The sequence below is a fragment of the Bradyrhizobium sp. WBOS08 genome (assembly GCF_024585125.1).
Taxonomy (GTDB): Bacteria; Pseudomonadota; Alphaproteobacteria; order Rhizobiales; family Xanthobacteraceae; genus Bradyrhizobium; species Bradyrhizobium japonicum_B.
Map to the genome: position 1 here is coordinate 2,671,001 of NZ_CP028988.1, position 23,459 is coordinate 2,694,459.

Consider the following 23,459-nt stretch of genomic DNA (forward strand, 5'->3'; position numbering starts at 1 on the left):
CATGGCAGTCAGCGCCAATCGACTTGAATTGCTCCAGATCGCCGACGCCGTTGCGCGCGAGAAATCGATCGACCGCGGTATCGTCATCGCGGCGATGGAGGACGCCATCGCCAAGGCCGCGCGCGCCCGCTACGGCAGCGAGACCGACGTTCACGCCGAGATCGACCCGAAGAAGGGCGAGCTGCGGCTGTCGCGCCACATGCTGGTGGTCGACAAGGTCGAAAATCATTCCAACCAGATCTCGCTGGTCGACGCGCAGCGCGCCAATCCCGGCGCCCAGGTCGGCGACACCATCGCCGACACCCTGCCGCCGCTGGAATATGGCCGCATTGCCGCGCAATCGGCCAAGCAGGTGATCGTGCAGAAGGTGCGCGAGGCCGAGCGCGACCGGCAATACCAGGAATTCAAGGACCGCATCGGCGACATCGTCAACGGCGTCGTCAAGCGCGTCGAATATGGCAGCGTGATCGTCGATCTCGGCCGCGGCGAAGCCATCATCCGCCGCGACGAGATGCTGCCGCGCGAAGTGTTCCGCAACGGCGACCGCGTCCGCGCCTACATCTTCGACGTCCGCCGCGAAACCCGCGGTCCGCAGATCTTCCTCTCCCGCACCCATCCGCAGTTCATGGCGAAGCTGTTCGCGCAGGAAGTGCCGGAGATCTACGACGGCATCGTCGAGATCAAGGCGGTCGCCCGCGATCCGGGCTCGCGCGCGAAAATCGGCGTGATTTCCCGCGATTCCTCGGTCGATCCGGTCGGCGCCTGCGTCGGCATGCGCGGCTCGCGCGTGCAGGCCGTGGTGAACGAATTGCAGGGCGAGAAGATCGACATCATCCCCTGGTCGCCTGACATCGCGACCTTCGTGGTCAACGCGCTGGCGCCGGCCGAAGTGTCCAAGGTCGTCATCGACGAGGACCGCGAGCGCATCGAGGTCGTCGTGCCCGACACCAACAACCAGCTTTCGCTGGCGATCGGCCGCCGCGGCCAAAACGTGCGTCTGGCCTCGCAGCTCACCGGCTGGGACATCGACATCCTGACCGAGCAGGAGGAATCGGAGCGCCGCCAGGCCGACTTCGAGAACTCCACCCGCGTCTTCATGGAATCGCTCAACGTCGACGAAGTGGTCGGCCAGCTGCTGGCGTCCGAGGGCTTCACCTCGGTCGAGGAACTCGCCATGGTGGACCTCAAGGAGCTCGCCAGCATCGAGGGCTTCGACGAGGAGACCGCGCAGGAGCTCCAGAGCCGTGCCCGCGAATATCTCGAGCAGCAGGAAGCCGAGATCGAGGCGAGGCGCAAGGAGCTCGGTGTCGAGGACGCCGTCAAGGACGTGCCCGGCGTCACCTCCAAGATGCTGGTGAAGTTCGGCGAGAACGACATCAAGACGGTCGAGGACCTCGCCGGCTGCGCCACCGACGATCTGGTCGGCTGGACCGAGCGCAAGGAAGGCGGCGAGCCCACCAAACATCCGGGCGCGCTCGACGGCATCGATATCTCCCGCGACGATGCCGAAGCCATGATCATGCAGGCCCGCGTCAAGGCCGGCTGGATCACCGAGGCCGATCTCGCCAAGCCCACCGAGGAGGCTGAGGCGACCGAAGATCAGCCGGCTTAAGGGCAAGGAGAATGTCGCCCGGATGCTTGCAGACACTGACCTCGAACTTGACCATGGCCCGCGGACCGAAAGGTCCGCGACCATGCGGATGTGCGCTGTCAGTCGGCAAGTCCGGCCGATCGACGAGCTGATCCGTTTCGTCGTTTCGCCGCAGGGTGAGGTAGTTCCGGATCTCAAGCGCAAGCTGCCCGGACGCGGCATGTGGCTCACCGCCTCCCGCGGGGTGGTTGCGGAAGCGGTACGGCGTCACCAATTTAGCAAGGCCTTCAAGCGCGAGCTGCGGCCCCCTCAGACGCTTCCTGCCGACATCGAGACGCTTCTGGTTCGGAGCGTGACGGAAGCCCTTGGGATCGCCGCCAAGGCCGGCCAGATCGTGACCGGCTTCGGCAAAGTCGAGAGCGCCCTGAGGGAAGGCACGGTCGAGGTCCTGATCCACGCCAGCGACGGGGCCGCGGACGGAATCCGCAAATTGGACATGCTGGCACGTCAAAATGCCGGGAATCGCGGCGCCAAGCCGCAGATTCCCGTCGTCACCGCGCTGAAATCGGTAGAATTGGATTTGGCACTGACCCGGTCAAATGTGATACATGCTGCCGTGCTCGCGGGCCCGGCGAGCAAGTCATTCCTGTCACGTAGCCAGATGCTGGTCCGATACCGGATGGCGGACGATGACAAGACTGCCGAAGAGCACGGCCAGGATTTCTGAGCGACAACGACGACCCGATTGGACGGTGCGGCAACGCACAACACTGATAAATCAGGATTAGGACTGCTGAATGGTTGATACCAAGACCCCTGGCGACAAGAAGCTGAGCGTTCCGAGCAAGACGCTATCGCTCAAGCCGCGCGTCGAAACGGGCACTGTGCGCCAGAGCTTCAGCCATGGCCGCAGCAAGCAGGTCGTGGTCGAGAAGCGCGGCAAGCGCCGCATCGACGGCACCCCCGAGCCGCAGGCTGCCGAGGTGGCAAAGCCCGCGCCGGCCGCGCCCACGCCCGCCCCGTCGCGTCCCGCGCCGCCGCGCAACGCCGGCTCCGGCGTGGTGCTGCGCACGCTGACCGAGGACGAACGCTCCGCCCGCGCCAGCGCGCTGGCCGATGCCAAGGTGCGCGAAGTCGAGGAGCGCCGCCAGGCCGAGGAAGAGGCCCAGCGCCGCGCGGTTCGCGAAGCCGCCGAACGCGCCGAGCGCGAGGCCGCCGAATCCCGCCGCAAGGCCGAGGAAGAGCGCCACCGCCACGAGGACGAGGCCAAGCGCAAGGCCGAGACCGAGGCCAAGAAGCGTTTCGGCGAAGGCGAGCAGCCGCAATCCGCCCCGCGCGCCGCCGCGGCGGCCCCGGCCGCGGCAACATCGCGGCCCGGAGCGCCCGCAGCGCGAACCGGAACCGCGCCAGCACGCCCGGGAGCGACGACAACGCGTCCCGGAACCAGCACGCAGCGGCCGGCCGGCGGACCGCTCGGTCGCGCACCCGCGGTCGCGGCCGGACCCGACGAGGACGACGGTCCGCGCCAGATCCGTCGTGGTCCCGGCGGCGCCGCGCGTCCTGCGGCGGCTCCCAAGACCACCCACAAGCCCGGCCCGCAGAAAGAGCGCGGCCGCCTGACGGTCGTCACCGCGCTCAATGCCGACGAAGTCCGCGAGCGTTCGATCGCCTCGTTCCGCCGCCGCACCCAGCGCCTGAAGGGCCACGCCTCGAACGAGCCCAAGGAGAAGCTGATCCGCGAGGTGGTCATCCCGGAAGCGATCACCATCCAGGAACTCGCCAACCGCATGGCCGAACGCGCGGTCGACGTCATCCGCATGCTGATGAAGCAGGGCGCGATGCACAAGATCACCGACGTGATCGACGCCGACACCGCACAGCTGATCGCCGAAGAGCTCGGCCACACCGTCAAGCGCGTTGCCGCATCGGACGTCGAGGAAGGCCTGTTCGACACCGTCGACGATTCCACCGACACCGAGACGCGCTCGCCGGTGGTGACCGTGATGGGTCACGTCGACCACGGCAAGACCTCGCTGCTCGATGCGCTCCGTCACGCCAACGTGGTCTCCGGCGAAGCCGGCGGCATCACCCAGCATATCGGCGCCTATCAGGTGGTATCGCCCGAGAGCGGCAAGAAGATCACCTTCATCGACACGCCCGGCCACGCCGCGTTCACCGCGATGCGCGCCCGCGGCGCCAAGGTCACCGACATCGTCGTGCTGGTGGTCGCGGCCGATGACGGCGTGATGCCGCAGACGGTCGAAGCCATCAATCACGCCAAGGCCGCGCGTGTGCCGATCATCGTTGCCATCAACAAGATCGACAAGCCCGACGCCAAGCCCGAGCGCGTGCGCACCGAGCTGCTCCAGCACGAGGTGCAGGTCGAATCCTTCGGCGGCGACGTCGTCGACGTCGAAGTGTCCGCCAAGAACAAGACCAATCTCGACAAGCTGCTCGAGATGATCGCGCTCCAGGCCGACATCCTCGACCTCAAGACCAATTCGGAGCGCCCGGCCGAGGGCACCGTGATCGAGGCCAAGCTCGACCGCGGCCGCGGCCCGGTCGCGACCGTGCTGGTCCAGCGCGGCACGCTTCGCGTCGGCGACATCATCGTCGCAGGCGCCGAGATGGGCCGCGTCCGCGCGCTGATCTCCGATCAGGGCGAGACCGTGCAGGAGGCAGGTCCGTCGGTGCCGGTCGAAGTGCTCGGCTTCAACGGTCCGCCGGAAGCCGGCGATCGTCTCGCCGTGGTCGAGAACGAAGCCCGCGCCCGCCAGGTCACCAGCTACCGCGCGCACCAGAAGCGCGAGAACGCGGCGGCCTCGATCTCCGGCATGCGCGGCTCGCTCGAGCAGATGATGTCGCAATTGAAGACCGCGGGCCGCAAGGAATTCCCGCTGATCATCAAGGCCGACGTGCAGGGCTCGCTGGAAGCGATCCTCGGCTCGCTGGAGAAGCTCGGCACCGACGAAGTCGCAGCCCGCATCCTGCATGCCGGCGTCGGCGGCATCTCGGAATCCGACGTGACGCTGGCCGAAGGCTTCAACGCCGCGATCATCGGCTTCTCGGTTCGCGCCAACAAGGAAGCCGCTGCGGCCGCCAAGCGCAACGGCATCGAGATCCGCTACTACAACATCATCTACGATCTCGTGGACGACGTGAAGAAGGCGATGAGCGGCCTGCTCGCGCCGACCTTGCGCGAAACCATGCTCGGCAATGCCGCCATCCTGGAGATCTTCAACATCTCCAAGGTCGGCAAGGTCGCCGGCTGCCGCGTCACCGACGGTACCGTGGAACGCGGCGCCAATGTGCGCCTGATCCGCGACAACGTCGTCGTGCACGAGGGCAAGCTGTCGACGCTGAAGCGCTTCAAGGACGAGGTGAAGGAAGTCCAGTCCGGTCAGGAATGCGGCATGGCCTTCGAGAACTACCACGACATGCGTGCCGGTGACGTGATCGAGTGTTACCGCGTGGAGACGATCCAGCGCTCCCTGTAAGTCCAAATCTTACCGAAGCGCCCGGATCTTTTTGAACTGAAATTGCGGGAGTGCGATGGCCGGATTTTTTCCGGCCATCCACCCCTCTTCGTTTCAACAGGACAGATGACGATGCCCGTGTCCCGAGCACGGGCATGACGAGGTGATTTCGAGAATGCCACGCCATCATCAGAAAAAGAGTTCCGCACCCGGCGGCGGCTCGCAGCGCCAGTTGCGCGTCGGCGAGCAGGTTCGCCACGCGATGGCCGATATTCTGGCGCAAGGCAACGTGCATGATGCGGATCTCGAAGGTCACATCATCACCGTGCCGGAGGTGCGGATGTCGCCCGACCTGAAGCTCGCGACGGTCTACGTGATGCCGCTCGGTGGCCGCGACACCGAGGTCGTCCTCGCTGCGCTCGCACGCAACAAGAAGTTCCTGCGCGGCGAAGTCGCGCGGCGCGTTAACCTCAAATTTGCACCCGACATTCGCTTCCGCGTCGACGAACGATTCGACGAAGCGGAACGGATCGAGAAGCTTTTGCGAACACCTGCGGTGCAGAAGGATCTGGAACAGGATCCGGAGACGGATCGGGAAGAAGAACGATGACGATGGACCCGGCTCACGACACGATCAGCGGCGAACAGGCCGATCAGCGCGACGTGCAGAAAAATAATCTTGCGGACGACAATTTCGCAGGCTTGGGCGGCAATTCGGAGCCGCATCACGAGCCGCGCCGTGTCAACAACGATCCGCGCGCCAAGCAGCAGAAGGGCAACCAGGTCCGCCGCGACCGGCGCGACGTCCACGGCTGGGTCGTGCTCGACAAGCCGATCGGCATGACCTCGACGCAGGCGGTTGCGGTGCTCAAGCGCCTGTTCAACGCCAAGCGTGCCGGCCACGCCGGCACGCTCGATCCGCTCGCCTCGGGGGGCTTGCCGATCGCGCTCGGGGAGGCCACCAAGACCGTTCCCTTCGTCATGGACGGGCGCAAGCGCTATCAGTTCACGGTGTGCTGGGGCGAGGAGCGCGACACCGACGACATCGAGGGCCGGGTGACCGCGACCTCCGAGCAGCGCCCGACCCGGGAGGCCATCCTGGCCCTGCTGCCCCGCTTCACCGGGGTGATCGAGCAGATCCCGCCGCGCTATTCCGCAATCAAGGTCCAGGGCGAGCGCGCCTACGACCTCGCCCGCGACGGCGAGGTCGTGGAACTGCCCCCCCGTCCGGTCGAGATTCACCATTTAACCCTTGTAGATCAACCGGATAGCGACCATGCCGTGTTCGAGGCCGAATGCGGCAAGGGCACCTATGTCCGCGCGCTGGCCCGCGATATGGGCCGGATTCTCGGCACTTTTGGCCATATCTGCGCGCTCAGGCGGACCCTGGTCGGCCCATTTGGCGAAAACGACATGATTCCGCTGGATCAGCTGGAGGCTTTGTGCGATAGAGCCGCGTCCGGCGAGGGCAGCCTCGCCGACGCGCTTTTGCCCGTTGAGACCGCGCTGGACGACATCCCGGCACTGGCCGTCACTCGGGCTGATGCGGCAAGGCTCCATCGGGGCCAGGCCGTTTTGTTGCGCGGACGGGATGCGCCCACTTGTAGCGGCACAGTCTATGTCACGGTGGCAGGCCGGCTTCTCGCGCTTGCTGAAGTCGGCAATGGCGAAATCATCCCCAAGCGTGTGTTCAACCTGACCGGCCTGACTGCCAGCCCCGGTCGCAACGAGAGAAATTGACGATGTCGATTGCCGCAGAACGCAAAGCGGAAGTCATCAAGACGAATGCCACCAAGGCCGGCGACACCGGCTCGCCCGAGGTTCAGGTCGCGATCCTGTCGGAACGCATCAACAACCTCACCAGCCATTTCAAGACCCACGTGAAGGACAACCATTCGCGTCGCGGCCTCTTGAAGCTGGTCTCGACCCGCCGCTCGCTCCTCGACTATCTCAAGAAGAAGGACGAGGCGCGGTACAAGGCGCTGCTCGAGAAGCACAATATTCGTCGTTAAGAGTTCCTGCGCGCGCCCTTGGCGCGCGTTTTCGCACGCGGTTTCGAACGAAGGCGCTTATTTTGAGCTTTTTTTGATCGAGGCTGCGCGCGCGTCGAATGCGGGCCCAAAGCGCGATAAGAATCGCACTTTGGTTGGTTGTTTGAGCATGATCTTTACGGAAAACCGCTTCACACTTTTCCGGATCATGCTCGAGTGACGGCCGGCATCCGGGGCATGAAGGGCGAAGACCGAAGGTTCGGTGTTCGCGTTCGTGCCGACTGACAGTCCAGCAGCAATCCGGCGGCTGGGCACAACGGGCAAGGCGCCCGTATGACCCGAAAGGATGGACGCCATCCGACATCCAAAAACCATGGCAGGATCGCAGGACGCTGATCATCCGCTCAGATCAGCGTCCCGCAATCTTGCGCATGGTTTTTGTTTTTCGAGAGCCGTCCCCTCTTTCGAGAACCCATGAAAGAAGACCTCTATGTTCAATAAGCATTCAGTCGAGATCGACTGGGGCGGACGCCCTCTCAAGCTGGAAACCGGCAAGATCGCCCGCCAGGCCGACGGCGCCGTCGTCGCCACCTATGGCGAGACCGTGGTGCTTGCCACCGTCGTCGCGGCGAAGGCGCCGCGCGAAGGCGTCGACTTCCTGCCCCTGACCGTCGACTACCAGGAGAAGACCTACGCCGCGGGCCGCATTCCCGGCGGCTATTTCAAGCGCGAGGGCCGTCCGACCGAGAAGGAGACGCTGGTCTCCCGCCTCATCGACCGCCCGATCCGCCCGCTGTTCGTCGACGGCTGGCGCAACGAGACCCAGGTGATCGCCACCGTGCTGTCGCACGACATGGAGAACGATCCCGATATCGTCGCGCTGGTGGCCTCGTCCGCCGCGCTGACCCTGTCCGGCGCGCCGTTCAAGGGCCCGATCGGCGCAGCCCGCGTCGGCTTCGTCAATGACGAATATGTGCTCAACCCGACGCTCGACGAGATGGTCGACACCCAGCTCGACCTCGTCGTCGCCGGCACCGCCGACGCCGTCCTGATGGTGGAATCGGAGGCCAAGGAGCTGAACGAAGACATCATGCTCGGCGCGGTGATGTTCGGTCACCGTCACTTCCAGCCGGTGATCAACGCCATCATCGAGCTGGCCGAGAAGGCCGCCAAGGAGCCGCGCGAAGTCACGGTCATCGACAATGCCGCGCTCGAGAAGGAAATGCTCGGCCTGGTCGAGCAGGAGCTGCGCGCCGCCTACGCCATTCCGATCAAGCAGGATCGCTACGCCGCGGTCGGCAAGGTCAAGGAAAAGGTGATCGCCCACTACTTCCCCGAAGGGCAGGAGCCGAAATACGACAAGCTGCGCATCGGCGCCGTGTTCAAGGAGCTCGAGGCCAAGATCGTTCGCTGGAACATCCTCGACACCGGCAAGCGCATCGACGGCCGCGACAGCAAAACCGTTCGCAACATCGTCGCCGAAGTCGGCGTGCTGCCCCGTGCCCACGGCTCGGCGCTGTTCACCCGCGGCGAGACCCAGGGCCTGGTCGTCACCACGCTCGGCACCGGCGAGGACGAGCAGTACATCGACGCGCTGTCGGGAACGTACAAGGAGACGTTCCTGCTGCACTACAACTTCCCTCCCTATTCGGTCGGTGAGACCGGCCGCCTCGGCGGCACCAAGCGCCGCGAGATCGGCCACGGCAAGCTGGCGTGGCGCGCGATCCACCCGGTGCTGCCGCCGCATCACGAGTTCCCCTACACGATCCGCGTGGTCTCGGAGATCACCGAATCCAACGGCTCCTCGTCGATGGCTTCGGTCTGCGGCGCCTCGCTCGCGCTGATGGACGCCGGCGTGCCGTTGAAGCGGCCGACCGCGGGCATCGCGATGGGCCTGATCCTCGAAGACAAGCGCTTTGCGGTTCTCTCCGACATCCTCGGTGACGAAGACCATCTCGGCGACATGGACTTCAAGGTGGCCGGCACCGAAGCGGGCATCACCTCGCTGCAGATGGACATCAAGATCGAGGGCATCACCGAAGAGATCATGAAGGTGGCGCTCGGACAGGCCAAGGAAGGTCGTATCCACATCCTCGGCGAGATGGCGAAGGCGCTCACCAACGCGCGCGCCGAGCTCGGCGAATACGCGCCGCGCATCGAGACCTTCAAGATCGCCACCGACAAGATCCGTGAAGTGATCGGCACCGGCGGCAAGGTGATCCGCGAGATCGTCGAGAAGACCGGCGCCAAGGTCAACATCGAGGACGACGGCACCGTGAAGGTCGCCTCCAGCGACGGAGAGGCGATGAAGGCCGCGATCAAGTGGATCAAGTCGATCGCGTCCGATCCGGAAGTCGGCCAGATCTACGACGGCACCGTGGTCAAGGTGATGGAGTTCGGCGCCTTCGTGAACTTCTTCGGCTCCAAGGACGGCCTCGTTCACATCAGCCAGCTCGCTTCCAACCGCGTGCAGAAGACCTCCGACGTCGTCAAGGAAGGCGATAAGGTCAAGGTCAAGCTGCTCGGCTTCGACGATCGCGGCAAGACCCGCCTGTCGATGAAGGTGGTCGATCAGACCACCGGCGAAGACCTCGAGGGCAAGGGCGGCGAGGGCGAGAAGGCCCCGCGCGAAGCCGCCGGCGAGTAAGCCTCGCTACTTATCAATCAGAAGCACGAAGGGCGGCCGAGAGGCCGCCCTTTTTGTTCGTGTTCGCTCCGGGCGATCTGCGCTCCCTCTCCTGCTTGCGGGCAGGGCTATCGCATATGGCACTTTGCGAGACCTGAGCACGCGCCTCGTCCTTCGAGACGACCGCTTCGCGGTCTCCTCAGGATGAGGCTAAGCAGCATTGGTGCTCCTTGAAACTGGTGCCGCGCACCCGCATCCTCATCCTGAGGGCCCGCCAACGGCGAGCGTCTCGAAGGATGGCCACAGGCGAAATAGCTCCCATATGCGATTCCCCTGCGCTTGCGGGAGTGGGTCGGGGAGAGGGCTGCTTCCTCAGGGAGATTCCCAATGAGGTGAGAGCCCTCACCCGGATCGCTGCGCGATCCGACCTCTCCCGCAAGCGGGAGAGGTGAACCACCCTCACGCCACGATGTCGTAGCGGTCGAGGTTCATCACTTTCGTCCACGCCTTGGCGAAGTCCCTGACGAACTGCTCCTTGGAGTCCGAGGTGGCATAGACCTCGGCATAGGCGCGGAGCTGCGAGTGCGCGCCGAAGATCAGATCGACGCGAGTTCCCGTCCACTTCACCGCGTTGGTCTTGCGGTCGCGGGCCTCGTAGCTGCCGTCGGCGACCGGCGTCCACTGCGCGCTCATGTCGAGCAGGTTGACGAAGAAGTCGTTGCTGAGCGTGCCCACCTTCGAGGTGAAGACGCCATGCTTCGAACCGTTCGCATTGGCGCCGAGCACGCGCAGGCCGCCGAGCAGCACGGTCATCTCCGGACCGGTCAGCCTCAGGAGCTGTGCACGATCGACCAGCGCCTCTTCCTGCTGCATGAACTGATGCCGCTTGCCGATGTAATTGCGGAAGCCATCGGCTCGCGGCTCGAGCGGTGCGAAAGATTCCGCATCGGTCTGCTCCTGCGACGCATCCATGCGGCCCGGCGTGAAGCCGACCTTGACGTCGACGCCGGCATCCTTCGCCGCCTTCTCGACCGCAGCGGTGCCGCCGAGGACGATGAGGTCCGCCAGCGAAACCTTCTTCGCGCCCGAGGAGGCGTTGAAGTCCTTCTGGATCGCCTCGAGCTTGCCGAGCACCTTCGAGAGCTGCGCCGGCTCGTTCACCTCCCAGTCCTTCTGCGGAGACAGGCGAATGCGCGCGCCATTGGCGCCGCCGCGCTTGTCCGAGCCGCGGAACGTCGAGGCCGACGACCAGGCGGTCGAGACCAGCTCGGACACCGACAGGCCCGACGCCAGGATCTTGCTCTTCAACGCAGCGATATCCTGCTCACTGACGAGCTCGTGGTTCACGGCCGGAATCGGATCCTGCCAGATCAGCGTCTCCTTCGGCACCAGCGGGCCGAGATAGCGCTGGATCGGACCCATGTCGCGATGGGTAAGCTTGAACCAGGCGCGGGCAAAGGCGTCCGCGAACTGATCCGGGTGCTCGAGGAAGCGACGCGAGATCTTCTCGTACACCGGGTCGAAGCGCAGCGAGAGGTCGGTGGTCAGCATCGTCGGCCGATGCTTCTTCGACGGATCGAACGCGTCCGGGATGATCGCCTCGGCGTTCTTGGCGGTCCATTGCTGCGCACCGGCGGGGCTCTTCGTCAGCTCCCATTCGAAGTTGAACAGGTTCTCGAAGAAATTGTTGCTCCACTTCGTCGGCGTCGTCGTCCAAGTCACTTCGAGGCCGCTGGTGATGGCATCGCCGGAGTGGCCCGACGCGTGCTTGCTCTTCCAGCCGAGACCTTGATCTTCTAGCGCGCCCGCTTCCGGCTCCGGTCCGACCAGTGAGGGATCGCCCGCGCCGTGGGTCTTGCCGAAGCTGTGGCCGCCGGCGATCAGCGCGACGGTCTCCTCGTCGTTCATCGCCATGCGAGCGAAGGTCTCGCGGATGTCCTTGGCCGCGGCGACCGGATCCGGCTTGCCGTTGGGGCCTTCCGGATTGACGTAGATCAAGCCCATCTGCACCGCGCCGAGCGGCTCGGCGAGCTGGCGTTCGCCGCTGTAGCGCTCATCGCCGAGCCAGGTGCCCTCGGGACCCCAATACAGCTCTTCCGGCTCCCAGACGTCGACGCGGCCGCCGGCGAAACCGAAGGTCTTGAAGCCCATCGATTCCAGCGCGACGTTGCCGGCGAGCACCATCAGATCGGCCCAGGACAGCTTGCGGCCGTATTTCTGCTTGATCGGCCACAGCAGACGGCGCGCCTTGTCGAGATTGGCATTATCGGGCCAGCTGTTGAGCGGTGCAAAACGCTGCTGACCGGCGCCGGCGCCACCGCGGCCGTCGGTGATGCGATAGGTGCCCGCGCTGTGCCAGGCCATGCGGATCATGAGGCCGCCGTAATGACCGAAATCGGCCGGCCACCATTCCTGCGAATCCGTCATCAGCGCAGTGAGATCCTTGATCACTGCGTTGAGATCGAGCGACTTGAACTCCTTGGCGTAATCGAAGTCCTTCCCCATCGGATCGGACTTGTCGGAATTCTTGTGCAGCACCTCGATATTGAGCTGCGTCGGCCACCAGTCGCGGTTCACGCGCGTGGGTTTTCCGCCCGAAAACGGGCACTTCGAAGTGTCGTCCATGAATACCTCCTCTGGTGGCGTCGAACTCGCGCCGTTGTCCAGGTAGAATCACTCTAAGCGTCGCGTTCGATCAGGGGAAGTTGACTTTAATGATCGCTGCAATAAGATTTGCTGATGCTGAACGTGACGCTCCGCCAGCTCCGGTATTTCGATGCGCTGGCGCGTCATGGCCATTTTGGCCGCGCGGCCGAGGCCTGCTCCATCTCGCAGCCGGCCTTGTCGATGCAGATCAAGGAGTTGGAGGAGGCGCTGGGCGGGCTGCTGCTGGAGCGCAGCGCGCGCCAGGTGGCGCTGACCCGGTTCGGCGAGGAGCTCTCCCAGCGCGTCCGCGAAATCCTGCGCTCGGTCGATGAGCTCGGCGACTTCGCCCGCGCCTCGCAGGACCGGTTTGCCGGCCGCTTGCGCATCGGCATGATCCCGACCATCGCGCCTTACCTGCTGCCCACGATCACCAAGAATCTCACGCGCCTGCATCCAGAGCTCGATATCCGCGTGCGCGAGACCATGACGCCGCGGCTGATCCAGGAGCTGGTGGAGGGGCGGCTCGACACCGCCATCGTCGCGTTGCCGGTGTCGGAGCCCTCGCTCACCGAGGTCGCCCTGTTCGAGGAAAAATTCCTGCTAGTCCGGCCGGGCTCCGATGAGGGGACGCCGGCCCCTTCGCGCGAGATGATGCGCGAGATGCGGCTATTGCTGCTCGAAGAGGGTCACTGCTTCCGCGATCAGGCGCTGTCGTTCTGCAACATGCAGTCGGCGCCGCCGCGCGAGATGCTCGATGCCAATTCGCTGTCGACGCTGGTGCAGATGGTCAGCGCCGGCATCGGCGTGACGCTGATCCCGGAGATGGCAGTGCCGGTGGAGACGCGATCGGCCTCGGTCTCGCTCGCGCGCTTCCGCGATCCGCAGCCATCCCGCACCATCGGCATGGTCTGGCGCAAGACCAGCCCGTTGGCCCGGCAGCTGCTGCAGATCTCCGAAGTGGTGTGCCTGTCGGCCGGCAAGGTGCGCGCGCGGCAATCCGTGCGCAGCCTAAGAGCCTGACGTCCCGATGCCGCCTCCGGTCATCCGTCCCGCCGATGCAGGCGAATATGATGAGGTCGGCCGCGTCTGGATGGAAAGCTGGGTCTCGACCGGGCTCGGCGAGGCCAGCGACTTCCTGCTGGCAAACCTGCGCGCGCGCATCCGGCGCGAGATCGCGGACGGCTGGAGCCTGTTCGTCGCCGACGATCGGGGCGCCATCGCCGCCATGCTGGCGCTGCATGTGCCGAGGCGCTATCTCGACATGCTCTTCGTCGCGCCCGCCTATCAGGGCCAATCGCTCGGCCGGCAATTGCTCGCCTTCACCCGCACGCAAATGCCGGATGAGATGTATCTGCGTTGCGTCCGCGAGAACGAAAAAGCCTGGCGCTGGTACGAACGCGAAGGCTTCGTGTTCGAGAAGGAGGAGATCGAGCCGTCGAACGGATTCACGATGAAGTATTATCGATGGAAGCGGATGACATAGGTCGTGCTTGCGAAGGTGGCTCCACACACTGGTTAGCAAGTCGCATCCCGGGTTGCGATTCCGGTGTTGCGATCACATACTAATTCATTCGGGTTGACCAAGATATTGCGCGCCGAACGCGGCCTCCTCCCATGCGTAGCGAGTTGCGGATTCCAGGCAGACACGCGATGAATTAGGCTGGTCTCTCGCACATTGGAAGGTCCGCGCCATGATCAAGCTCTATTGGTCGCCCCGCTCGCGCTCATTCACGACGCTCTGGCTGATGGAGGAGAGCGGCCTGCCCTATGAGCGGGTGCTGACGGACATCTCGACCGGCGCACAGAAGGCGCCGGATTATTTGAAGATCAATCCGATGGGCAAGGTGCCGGCGCTGACCGACGGCGATGCCGCGCTCGGCGAGGCCGCGGCGATCTGTGCCTACATTGCCGACCGCTATCCGGAGACGAAGCTCGCGCCGGGGGTGACCGATCCACGCCGCGCGCGCTATCTGCAATGGCTGTTCTTCTCGCCGGGCTGCATCGAGCCCGCCATCATCCAGATCTTCACCAAGATCGAGATTCCGACCTCGACCGCGGCCTGGGGCAGCGCCACGCAGGTGTTCGACGTGCTGGAAGCCGCGCTCGCCCAGGGACCGTGGATTCTCGGCGAGGACTTTTCCGCGGCCGACATCGTGGTCGGCTCGGGTCTGAACTTCGCGGTGCGCCTGTTCAAGATGGTGCCGACGCGCCCCGCCTTCGATGCCTATCTGGCGCGCTGCACCGCGCGGCCGGCGTTCCAGCGCGCGGAGAAGATCGCGGCAGGGTGAGACGGCGCGCTTACAATTTGATCTTGAGGACGGCGAGCCCGGACTGCTGAAGCAGTCCGGAGGATGTCGCCGCAAAGCCGTAGCGGATGCCGAGGTCGAAACCCTTGCCGTCGGCCGCGACGAGACCCAGCGCGGTCGAGTAGATCCAGGGTGACAACGCAAGGCCATTGGTGACGAAACTATCGCCGCCGCCGGCGAACGCCGATTTGATCTGCAGTCCCTGGTTCAACGTGTTGTAGCCGACCCCGACATCGCCAGTGAGATAGACCTGCTTCGTGACCTGGTACGCGCTCTTCAGCCCCGCCGTCAGCGTCAGCTCGCGATAGGTTTGCGCCTCCACGTTGAGGCTGAAGCCGCCCGCGCCGCCCTCCTGATAGGCGGATGAGCCGACATGGCCATAGTCCAGCCGCAGCGACGGCGCGATGGTAAGCCCCGGCTCGACCGGGATCAGCTTGCGGAGGCCGGCGCCCGCGTGACCGCTGTAGGAGCGATAGCCGGCGCCGGCCGTGCCGTTGATAAAGGTGAGCGAGCGGCTCTCGCCATTGTCATTCAGCGCGCCGTCGATCTGGCCATCGACCTGAAGGCCGTGGCCGAGCGCATAGGCCCCGTAGAGACCCCCCTGATAGGAATCGATGGCGAGCCGGTGCGGGACGGCAGCCTCGCTGCCGGTGACGGCTTGATGCGAGTAGGCGAACACGCCGCCGAGCATCGCGCGCGGCGAGATCGCCCCGTCCGCGCCGACGGCAATGCCGCCGCCCGACGCGCTATAGCCGGGGATGCCGTCGACGCCGCCCTGCCGGATGCTGCCGCCGAGCGGCTTCATCCAGACATTCCGCTCAGGCGTGACGCCTGTGTTCAGCCCGAGCACATGGTCCAGTCGCCCCGTCATCGCCTGCTGAAACATTCGCTGCGTGGCATAGGTCGCCTGCGATGCGGCGCCGGTGAGGACGGGCAAGGTCTGGTTGACCGCGTCGACGAGACCGGAGCCGCTGAGATTGTCGAGCGCGGCGAAGCCGGTCGCCATGCTCCCGCTCCAGCCGAGCGATGTCGCCGACAGGCGATAGAGCATGTCGGCCGCGCCTAGGCCCGCGCGGCTGTTCTGCGCCTGAAGCGTCTCGGCATAGGGGCGCACCAGGGAGATATAGGCGACGCCGCCGGTCGGGTTGCCCGAGAGATCGTAGGTGCTGACGAGCATCTGCGCGCCCGAGCCGTCGCCGCTGGCGGTGCCATAGAGACTGGCGAGCGTGCCGCGCGAGAGCGTGTTGAACAGGACATTGCCCTCCGGAGTCACGGATCCCAGCAGCGTGAAGTTGGCGGCAGAGCTGCCTGCGGGCGCGACGCCCGCGCCCCAGAAATATCCGTTCTGGTAATTCGTGATGACGAAGCGGCCGGGCGCGGAGGTGCCGAACAACGAATTGCTGGTGATCCGCCACGGCGTGCCTGGCATCCACGCCCATTGCGGGACGGAGTTGGCGGGAACGGGCTGCGAGGCCGGCGGCGTGAAGGTCGCGGGATCGTAGGGCAACATGTAGGCCCAATGAGTCACGAGCACGCTGTCGCCCGTGATCATCTGCATCTCCATCGAGGTCACGCCGCCAATGGTTCTCATGTGGCCGAGACCAACGGTCACCGCGCCGCCGGACGTCGGCGTAAACTGCATCGTGATCTGGCCCCCCGTCGTGACAAACCCCTGGATGGTCGAGTTATCGGTGAGAAGCGCGGGACCTATCTTGAGCTGCGCCACGCTTGTTCCCGTGAACGAGCCGTTGGTCGCGGTCGCCAGCGACCACAGCGTCTGGTCGCCGATCGGGATCGGATTGGAGAAGCCGGTCCTCGGCGCGGCATAGGCCAGCAGCTGCGCCGTCGGCACGTACCAGTTGGTGTTGGAGAGGGTCGTGTCCCAGATCGCCGATTGTGCCAGGGCTCGCGAACCGCCGCAGAGCAGCATCACGCCCGCTACGGACGCCAGCGCGCTCGCGCGACCTATCGCATGCAGCCTTGTCGCATGCAGCCTTGGCACGATCACTCCTCCCGGACCGCAGGAGATACGACCCTACGGCGCCACCACGGCAGCATGCATAATTTGGTGATCGAGTCAGCCCCATGATCGTGGGGCGGGAGGAGTAGGATTCGGTAGGGTGGGCAAAGGAGCGTTAGCGCCGTGCCCACGTCTTTCAAATGGTGGGCACGCTTCGCTTTGCCCACCCTACGAAAGCATCCTACTCCGGAGCCTTCAGATCGTCGGGCCGCGGCATCAGCACGATGTTGTAGCCGGAATCGACATAGTGGATCTCGCCGGTGACGCCGCCGGACAGATCCGACAGCAGGTAGAGCGCCGAGCCGCCGAGCTCGTCGAGCGTGACGCCGCGGCGGAGCGGCGAATGCTTCTGCATGAAGGCGAACATCGCGCGCGCCTCGCCGATGCCGGAGCCCGCGAGCGTGCGGATCGGACCTGCGGAGATCGCGTTGACGCGGATACCGCGCGGTCCGAAATCCGAGGCGAGATAGCGCACGGAGGCTTCCAGCGCCGCCTTGGCGACGCCCATCACGTTGTAGTTCGGCATCGCGCGCTCCGAGGCGCCGAAGGTCAGCGTGATCATGCTGCCGCCGTCGGTCATCAGCTCGGCGGCGCGCTTTGCGACCTCCGTGAACGAGAAGCAGGAGATCACCATCGTGCGCGAAAAGTTCTCGCGGCTGGTGTCGGCATAGCGGCCCTTCAACTCGTTCTTGTCGGCGAAGCCGATCGCGTGAATGACGAAATCGAGCTTGCCCCACTTTTCGCGCAGCGCGGCGAAGGTGGCGTCGACGCTGGCGATGTCCTCGACGTCGCAAGGCAGCACCAGATCGACACCGAGCTGCTCCGCCAGCGGCTTGACGCGCTTGCCCAGGGCGTCGCCCTGGAAGGTGAAGGCGAGCTCGGCGCCGTGGGCATGCAGCGTCTTCGCCATGCCCCAGGCGATCGAATGATCATTGGCGATGCCCATGATCAGACCGCGCTTGCCTTTCATCAGACCTTCCATTGCCCGGCGGCTCCTATCATTCCGACGTCATCGCCCGCGAAGGCGGGCGATCCAGTATTCCGAGATAGCTGTTTTTAACCGCGAAGGCGCGGCGTACTGGATGCCCCGCCTTCGCGGGGCATGACAACGTGCTGGCGTCACACATCCATCCGGCTGAACACCAGCGTGGCGTTAGTGCCGCCGAAGCCGAAGGAGTTCGACAGCACGGTGCCGATCTTGACGTTGTCGATGCGCTTGCGCACGATCGGCATGTCGGCAAACACGGGATCGAGCTCCTGGATGTGGGCGCTCTCGCAGATGAAGCCGTTGTTCATCATCAGCAGCGAGTAGATCGCCTCCTGCACGCCGGTGGCGCCCAGCGAGTGGCCGGTCAGCGCCTTGGTCGCCGAGATCGGCGGGCACTTCTCGCCGCTGCCGAACACCCGGCGAAGCGCGTCGATCTCCGGAGGATCGCCGGCCGGTGTCGAGGTCGCATGCGGATTGATGTAGTCGACCTTGGTCTTCACCGTCGACATCGCCATGCGCATGCAGCGCTCGGCGCCTTCGCCCGACGGCGCGACCATGTCGTAACCGTCCGAGGTCGCACCGTAGCCGACGATCTCGCCGTAGATGCGGGCGCCGCGCGCCTTGGCATGCTCGAGCTCTTCCAGCACCAGCACGCCGGCACCGCCGGCGATGACGAAGCCGTCGCGGTTGACGTCGTAAGGGCGCGAGGCCGTGGCGGGCGTGTCGTTATACTTCGAGGACATCGCGCCCATGGCGTCGAACAGCACCGACAGCGACCAATCCAGCTCCTCGCAGCCGCCTGCGAAGATGACGTCCTGCTTGCCGATCTGGATCGTCTCATAGGCATTGCCGACGCAATGATTCGAGGTCGCGCAGGCGGAGGAGATCGAGTAGTTCACGCCCTTGATCTTGAACCAGGTCGCAAGCGTCGCGGACGCCGTGGACGACATCGCCTTCGGCACTGCAAACGGTCCGACGCGCTTCGGTCCCTTGGTGCGGGTGATGTCGGCGGCCTCGACGATGGTACGGGCGGACGGGCCGCCGGAGCCCATGATGATGCCCGTGCGGATGTTGGAGACCTCGTCCGGCGACAGTCCGGAATCCTGGATCGCCTGCTCCATCGCGATGTGATTCCACGCCGCGCCCTGACCGAGGAAACGCATGGCGCGGCGGTCGACCACCGTCGCAGGATCGAGCGTCGGTGCGCCCTGCACCTGCGAACGGAAGCCGAGCTCGGCATATTTCTCAGCCCGAGAAATGCCCGACTTCGCCTCGTGAAGGCTCGCAAGCACTTCCTGGGTGTTGTTTCCGATCGACGAGACGATGCCCATCCCGGTGACCACAACCCGCCTCATGACAGCCTCGCCCTGCTCGTTGTCTTCTCGTTCTCTTCGTGGTGATGCGCGTTAGCCCAGGCTCGTGCCCTGCTTGAACAGGCCGACCTTCAGGTCCTTGGCGCGATAAATAATCTGATCATCGACCGAAAGCCACCCGTCGGCGATACCGAGCACCAGCTTTGCGCGCATCACGCGCTTGATGTCGACCTGGTACACGACCTTGCGCGCCTCCGGCAGCACCTGGCCGCTGAACTTGAGTTCGTTCAGGCCGAGCGCGCGACCGCGGCCTTCGCCCCCGATCCAGCCCAGATAGAAGCCGACCATTTGCCAGAGCGCGTCGAGGCCGAGGCAGCCGGGCATCACCGGATCGTTCTTGAAATGGCAGCCGAAGAACCAGAGATCGGGCTTCACGTCCAATTCGGCGCGCACCAGACCCTTGCCGAACTCGCCGCCGTTGTCGTTGATCTCGGTGATGCGGTCGAACATCAGCATCGGCGGCAACGGCAGCTGGGCATTGCCCGGGCCGAACATCTCGCCGCGGGCACAGGCCAGCAGATCTTCGTATTCGTAACCGTTGCGCCTGTTCAGCATGCACGAGCCTCTGTTTGAATTCCGATAGCGGCGTTTTGGCGAAATGGGCCCCGTCGGTCGGAGAGCAACGCCAATTGCCACCGTCAGGCGCGGCTCCCGCATGCCCCGGATGGATTGCCGGCCGAGCCCCCATGCCCGGCTGCGCCAAAATCGGCTAAGCGGAACCGCGCGCTCTCTAACACAGGCCCATCGGGTGGCAAAGTGCATCCATGAAGGTAAAATGACGCGATACCGGCCCCGGTTCCAAGACTGACCGGACCTTCAAGCCTGATTAGAACCTCTCTAGTTGCGAGAAACTTGCATCTGCATCTTTCTCTTCTTATATTGCAGAGAGATATTGTTCACGCGTGCCTGAAATCTGGAAATGACCGAGAACACCTCGTCCCATCACGACGACGACGTCCACGCCGCGGCCCTCTTGTCCGGCCGCCAGCCGGCCTTGACCGGCTGCCCCTGGCACGACGTCAATGAAATGCTCCAGTCCGCCGGGCTCCGTCCGACACGCCAGCGCATGGCGCTGGGCTGGCTGCTGTTCGGCAAGGGTGCACGCCATCTGACGGCCGAAATGCTTTACGAGGAAGCGACGCTGGCCAAGGTTCCGGTGTCGTTGGCGACCGTCTACAACACGCTGAACCAGCTCACCGATGCCGGCCTGCTCCGCCAGGTTAGTGTCGACGGCACCAAGACCTATTTCGACACCAACGTCACCACCCACCACCATTATTACCTCGAGAACAGCCATGAGCTGGTCGACATCGAGGATCCGCATCTGGCGCTGTCCAAGATGCCGGAGGTGCCGGAGGGTTACGAAATCGCCCGCATCGACATGGTCGTGCGCCTGCGCAAGAAGCGCTGAACTCGTCCTAACACCGAACCGAGATCGTCATGGCCGGGCTCGTCCCGGCCATCCACGTTTTTGGACCAGGCGTGAAAGGGCGTGGATGCCCGGGACAAGCCCGGGCATGACGTTGGAGCAACACTTCGCTCTGTGGCGTCAGTTCAACTGCTCGTCCGAATAGACGCCCCAGAGGCGCTCTTGCTGGATCCAGCCGTCGAAGCCGTTGCCGGTGACGCGGCACCAGTTTGCAGCGCACTTCTTCACCTGCGTGACGACGCCCGCCTGGAGCCTTGCTGCAACCGCACTGTCGGGATCGGCCCGATCGTAGATCGGGGCGAGTTCGTCCTTGTGCTTCATGGTGACCACCGCGGTGCGGCGGCCCGAGAGCAGCGAGTGGTAGACCCAGCCTTCGGCGCCCTCGGAATCGCGCACCCGGCGCCAATTCTCGAACTCGGCGGTAATTTCGACCGGCAGGCCGGCGCGGGTATAGACCCAGGCCACGTCATTGTCCTTGGTCGGGCCGGCGCGAACATTGACGTGATCCGACTTGAGGCTGACGTAACGCGGCACCGGCAGGCCGCTGGAGGTCTGCGGGGTATCCTTGGCCGAATGCGAGGGACCGACCGAGGCGCTCCACCAGGTGCAGACAAGCGCCATCACCGAACAAAAACGCCCCAACGCCATCAACCCGTCTCCTGTCGAGGACCCGGCCTTGTCGGACCCTCACCCCGAAATTCCAAATCCTGCCGCGTCGATCCCGACCCACCCCACGCGGGTGTTCCCCAGGCCTGGCCCGTGGTTCTTGTCTTGGCCCGGCCTTCTGCTAGAGAGGACGGGCACTTGAACAACCAGTTTGCCCCGATTTTCCGGCCGGAAATCTCGGGAGAGCTTGAAGGAAACGCCGGGGACGGACACGGCAAGGGCAGTGTCGAACAACCGGGTTAATGAGACCTCAACGGCCTGCCTTTGGCGACAGAGGCGGCCGGCGACGTCTCATGAGAGCAGGACATGTCGGTGAAGAAGAAGCCCCTCGTCGTGGTGACGCGCAAGCTGCCGGATTCGATCGAGACGCGGATGCGCGAATTGTTCGACGCGCGGATCAATCTCGAGGACACACCGATGTCCACCGAGCAGCTTGCCGAAGCCGCGCGCACCGCCGACGTCCTGGTTCCCACGGTCACCGATCATGTCAGCGCCGACATCGTCAACCAGCCCGACTGCAAGCTGCGGCTGATCGCCAATTTCGGCAACGGCGTCGACAATATCGACGTCGCGGCCGCGCACGCCCGCGGCATCACTGTCACCAACACGCCGAAGGTCCTGACCGAGGACACCGCCGACATGACCATGGCGCTGATCCTCGCCGTGCCCCGGCGGATGATCGAGGGCGCCTCGATCCTGACCGAAGGCAAGCCCTGGGCGGGCTGGTCGCCGACCTGGATGCTCGGCCACCGCATCGGGGGAAAACGCCTCGGCATCATCGGCATGGGCCGCATCGGCCAGGCGGTGGCGCGCCGCGCCCGCGCCTTCGGCCTGCAGATCCACTATCACAACCGCCGTCCCGTCGCGCCCGTCATCGCCGAGGAGCTTGGCGCGACCTATTGGGAAAGCCTCGACCAGATGCTGGCGCGGATGGACATCATCTCGGTGAACTGCCCGCATACGCCGGCGACCTATCATCTGCTCTCGGCACGGCGGCTGAAGCTGATCCGCAAAGACGCCTATATCGTCAACACCGCGCGCGGCGAGGTCACCGACGAGGACACGCTGATCAAGTTGATCGAAGGCGGCGAGATCGCCGGCGCCGGCCTCGACGTCTACGAGCACGAGCCCGCGGTCAACCCCAAGCTGGTGCGGCTCGCCAGGGCCGGCAAGGTGACGCTGCTGCCGCATATGGGCTCGGCCACGATCGAAGGCCGCGTCGAGATGGGCGAGAAGGTGATCATCAACATCCGCACCTTCCTCGACGCCCACAAGCCGCCGGACCGCGTGCTGCCGAGCATGCTGTGAGATCGATCAGCTGCGGTGGGCGCTGAGGTCGGCGACGACAGGCCCGTCGCCGTTGAGCGGATTGGCGGGATCGCGGCCGTAGCGCAGCGTCTCGAAGCGCATCGCGCGCGCATCGATCATCAGGAGGCGGCCGACCAGGCCCTCGCCGAAGCCGACGATCTCGCGGATCGCCTCCAGCGCCATCATCGAGCCGAGCACACCCGCCAGCGCGCCCATGACGCCGGCTTCGGCGCAGGCCGGAACGGTGCCGGGCGGCGGCGCCTCCGGAAACAGGCAGCGATAGGTCGGGTTGAATTCGCCCTGCCCGTTCCGCTCATGCGCGCGGATGGTGGTGAGCGAGCCGTCGAAGGTGCCGAGCGCCGCCGTGATCAGCGGCCGCTTGGCAAAGAAGCAGGCGTCCGAGACCAGATAGCGCGTGGCGAAATTGTCGGAGCCGTCGAGCACGAGATCGTAGGCGCCGATCAGACCGAGCGCATTGTCGGCATTGAGCCAGGTGGCGTGGCCGACGAAGCGGACATGGGGATTGAGCGCTGCGATCCGCTCGGCGGCGCTCTCGACCTTGTGCCGGCCGATATCGGGCGTGGTGTGGATCACCTGGCGCTGCAGGTTCGACAGCGACACCACGTCGTCGTCGACCACGCCGAGCGTGCCCACGCCGGCAGCGGCCAGATACATCAGGGCCGGCGCGCCGAGGCCGCCGGCGCCGATCACCAGCACGGAGGACCGCTTCAGCGCGGCCTGGCCCGGTCCGCCGACATCGCGCAGCACGATATGGCGGGCGTAGCGTTCGAGTTCGTCCGGGCCCAGCATCGTCTTTCGTCTCTCCTCCCGAGCCATCGCTCTCTCCCCTCATGGTGAGGAGCGCGGAACGCGCGTCTCGAACCATGCAGGCCGGGATCTCGCCCGCGGCCATCCTTCGAGACGCGGCCTTCGGCCGCTCCTCAGGATGAAGGTCTGAGTTCGCTGCCTCTACGGCACCTGAACCAGCCCAATAGTGTTCGCGACCAACGAGATGTGCTTCAATGGCATGCTTTTCAAT

At 65.1% G+C, this 23,459-nt stretch carries 19 protein-coding genes; 12 read left to right on the forward strand and 7 right to left on the reverse strand.

The features are described 5' to 3' along the window. The first annotated feature begins 1 nt into the window (after nucleotide 1). The 7 genes from nusA to pnp all read left to right on the forward strand — a co-directional run bounded on the left by nusA (nucleotide 2) and on the right by pnp (nucleotide 9,705). On the forward strand, nucleotides 2-1,612 hold the full coding sequence (nusA, locus tag DCM80_RS12680) for a transcription termination factor NusA (protein WP_028133646.1): 1,611 nt from the start codon (nucleotides 2-4) through the stop codon (nucleotides 1,610-1,612). 22 nt (nucleotides 1,613-1,634) lie between these two features. Then, entirely contained in the window at nucleotides 1,635-2,318 is a 684-nt protein-coding gene (locus tag DCM80_RS12685; RefSeq protein ID WP_257197269.1) for an RNA-binding protein, read from the forward strand. 70 nt (nucleotides 2,319-2,388) lie between these two features. After that, entirely contained in the window at nucleotides 2,389-5,088 is a 2,700-nt protein-coding gene (gene infB, locus DCM80_RS12690; protein WP_257197270.1) for a translation initiation factor IF-2, read from the forward strand. A gap of 154 nt (nucleotides 5,089-5,242) precedes the next feature. Next, nucleotides 5,243-5,677, forward strand: a complete 435-nt coding sequence (gene rbfA, locus DCM80_RS12695; RefSeq protein WP_257197272.1) for a 30S ribosome-binding factor RbfA — start codon at nucleotides 5,243-5,245, stop codon at nucleotides 5,675-5,677. After that, entirely contained in the window at nucleotides 5,674-6,807 is a 1,134-nt protein-coding gene (truB, locus tag DCM80_RS12700) for a tRNA pseudouridine(55) synthase TruB (protein ID WP_257197274.1), read from the forward strand. Before rbfA ends, truB begins: the two co-directional genes overlap by 4 nt. A gap of 2 nt (nucleotides 6,808-6,809) precedes the next feature. Further along, on the forward strand, nucleotides 6,810-7,079 hold the full coding sequence (gene rpsO, locus DCM80_RS12705; RefSeq protein ID WP_028133641.1) for a 30S ribosomal protein S15: 270 nt from the start codon (nucleotides 6,810-6,812) through the stop codon (nucleotides 7,077-7,079). Nucleotides 7,080-7,548: 469 nt separating this feature from the next. After that, on the forward strand, nucleotides 7,549-9,705 hold the full coding sequence (gene pnp / locus DCM80_RS12710) for a polyribonucleotide nucleotidyltransferase (RefSeq protein ID WP_257197275.1): 2,157 nt from the start codon (nucleotides 7,549-7,551) through the stop codon (nucleotides 9,703-9,705). A 438-nt stretch (nucleotides 9,706-10,143) separates the two neighbouring features. Here the strand turns inward: pnp and katG are convergent, their stop codons facing one another. Next, complete coding sequence (gene katG, locus DCM80_RS12715) at nucleotides 10,144-12,309, reverse strand: catalase/peroxidase HPI (protein WP_257197276.1); 2,166 nt, start codon at nucleotides 12,307-12,309, stop codon at nucleotides 10,144-10,146. Nucleotides 12,310-12,423: 114 nt separating this feature from the next. Here katG and DCM80_RS12720 point away from each other — a divergent pair, with 114 nt between their 5' ends. From DCM80_RS12720 to DCM80_RS12730, 3 genes are all read left to right on the forward strand, one after another. Beyond that, on the forward strand, nucleotides 12,424-13,350 hold the full coding sequence (locus DCM80_RS12720) for a hydrogen peroxide-inducible genes activator (protein WP_257197277.1): 927 nt from the start codon (nucleotides 12,424-12,426) through the stop codon (nucleotides 13,348-13,350). A 7-nt stretch (nucleotides 13,351-13,357) separates the two neighbouring features. Continuing rightward, nucleotides 13,358-13,813 (forward strand): GNAT family N-acetyltransferase, encoded by a 456-nt coding sequence (locus DCM80_RS12725; RefSeq protein ID WP_257197278.1) that lies wholly within the window; start codon nucleotides 13,358-13,360, stop codon nucleotides 13,811-13,813. A 208-nt stretch (nucleotides 13,814-14,021) separates the two neighbouring features. Beyond that, nucleotides 14,022-14,618: a glutathione S-transferase family protein gene (locus DCM80_RS12730; protein ID WP_257197279.1), complete on the forward strand. Its 597-nt coding sequence runs from the start codon at nucleotides 14,022-14,024 to the stop codon at nucleotides 14,616-14,618. Nucleotides 14,619-14,628: 10 nt separating this feature from the next. On the opposite strand, the gene DCM80_RS12735 is transcribed toward DCM80_RS12730, so the two are convergent. The 4 genes from DCM80_RS12735 to fabA all read right to left on the reverse strand — a co-directional run bounded on the left by DCM80_RS12735 (nucleotide 14,629) and on the right by fabA (nucleotide 19,572). Continuing rightward, complete coding sequence (locus DCM80_RS12735) at nucleotides 14,629-16,638, reverse strand: autotransporter outer membrane beta-barrel domain-containing protein (RefSeq protein WP_373569403.1); 2,010 nt, start codon at nucleotides 16,636-16,638, stop codon at nucleotides 14,629-14,631. A gap of 199 nt (nucleotides 16,639-16,837) precedes the next feature. Next, nucleotides 16,838-17,638, reverse strand: a complete 801-nt coding sequence (fabI, locus tag DCM80_RS12740) for an enoyl-ACP reductase FabI (protein WP_257197281.1) — start codon at nucleotides 17,636-17,638, stop codon at nucleotides 16,838-16,840. 137 nt (nucleotides 17,639-17,775) lie between these two features. Then, nucleotides 17,776-18,999, reverse strand: coding sequence for a beta-ketoacyl-ACP synthase I (fabB, locus tag DCM80_RS12745; RefSeq protein WP_028133633.1), 1,224 nt, complete (start codon nucleotides 18,997-18,999; stop codon nucleotides 17,776-17,778). 51 nt (nucleotides 19,000-19,050) lie between these two features. Further along, on the reverse strand, nucleotides 19,051-19,572 hold the full coding sequence (gene fabA, locus DCM80_RS12750; protein WP_257179004.1) for a 3-hydroxyacyl-[acyl-carrier-protein] dehydratase FabA: 522 nt from the start codon (nucleotides 19,570-19,572) through the stop codon (nucleotides 19,051-19,053). Nucleotides 19,573-19,936: 364 nt separating this feature from the next. Between fabA and irrA the strand changes: the two genes are divergently transcribed. Continuing rightward, the gene (gene irrA / locus DCM80_RS12755) at nucleotides 19,937-20,428 is read left to right on the forward strand and encodes an iron response transcriptional regulator IrrA (RefSeq protein ID WP_257179005.1); all 492 of its coding nucleotides are present in this window, start codon (nucleotides 19,937-19,939) and stop codon (nucleotides 20,426-20,428) included. 138 nt (nucleotides 20,429-20,566) lie between these two features. Here irrA and DCM80_RS12760 read toward each other — a convergent pair whose 3' ends face one another. After that, nucleotides 20,567-21,094, reverse strand: a complete 528-nt coding sequence (locus DCM80_RS12760) for an SH3 domain-containing protein (RefSeq protein WP_257197282.1) — start codon at nucleotides 21,092-21,094, stop codon at nucleotides 20,567-20,569. Between the two features lie 324 nt (nucleotides 21,095-21,418). Between DCM80_RS12760 and DCM80_RS12765 the strand changes: the two genes are divergently transcribed. Beyond that, nucleotides 21,419-22,420, forward strand: a complete 1,002-nt coding sequence (locus tag DCM80_RS12765) for a D-glycerate dehydrogenase (RefSeq protein ID WP_257197283.1) — start codon at nucleotides 21,419-21,421, stop codon at nucleotides 22,418-22,420. A gap of 6 nt (nucleotides 22,421-22,426) precedes the next feature. On the opposite strand, the gene DCM80_RS12770 is transcribed toward DCM80_RS12765, so the two are convergent. After that, nucleotides 22,427-23,230 carry a molybdopterin-synthase adenylyltransferase MoeB gene (locus tag DCM80_RS12770; protein WP_257197285.1) on the reverse strand — a complete coding sequence of 268 codons (804 nt, stop codon included), beginning with the start codon at nucleotides 23,228-23,230 and terminating at the stop codon, nucleotides 22,427-22,429. Between the last annotated feature and the right edge of the window lie 229 nt (nucleotides 23,231-23,459).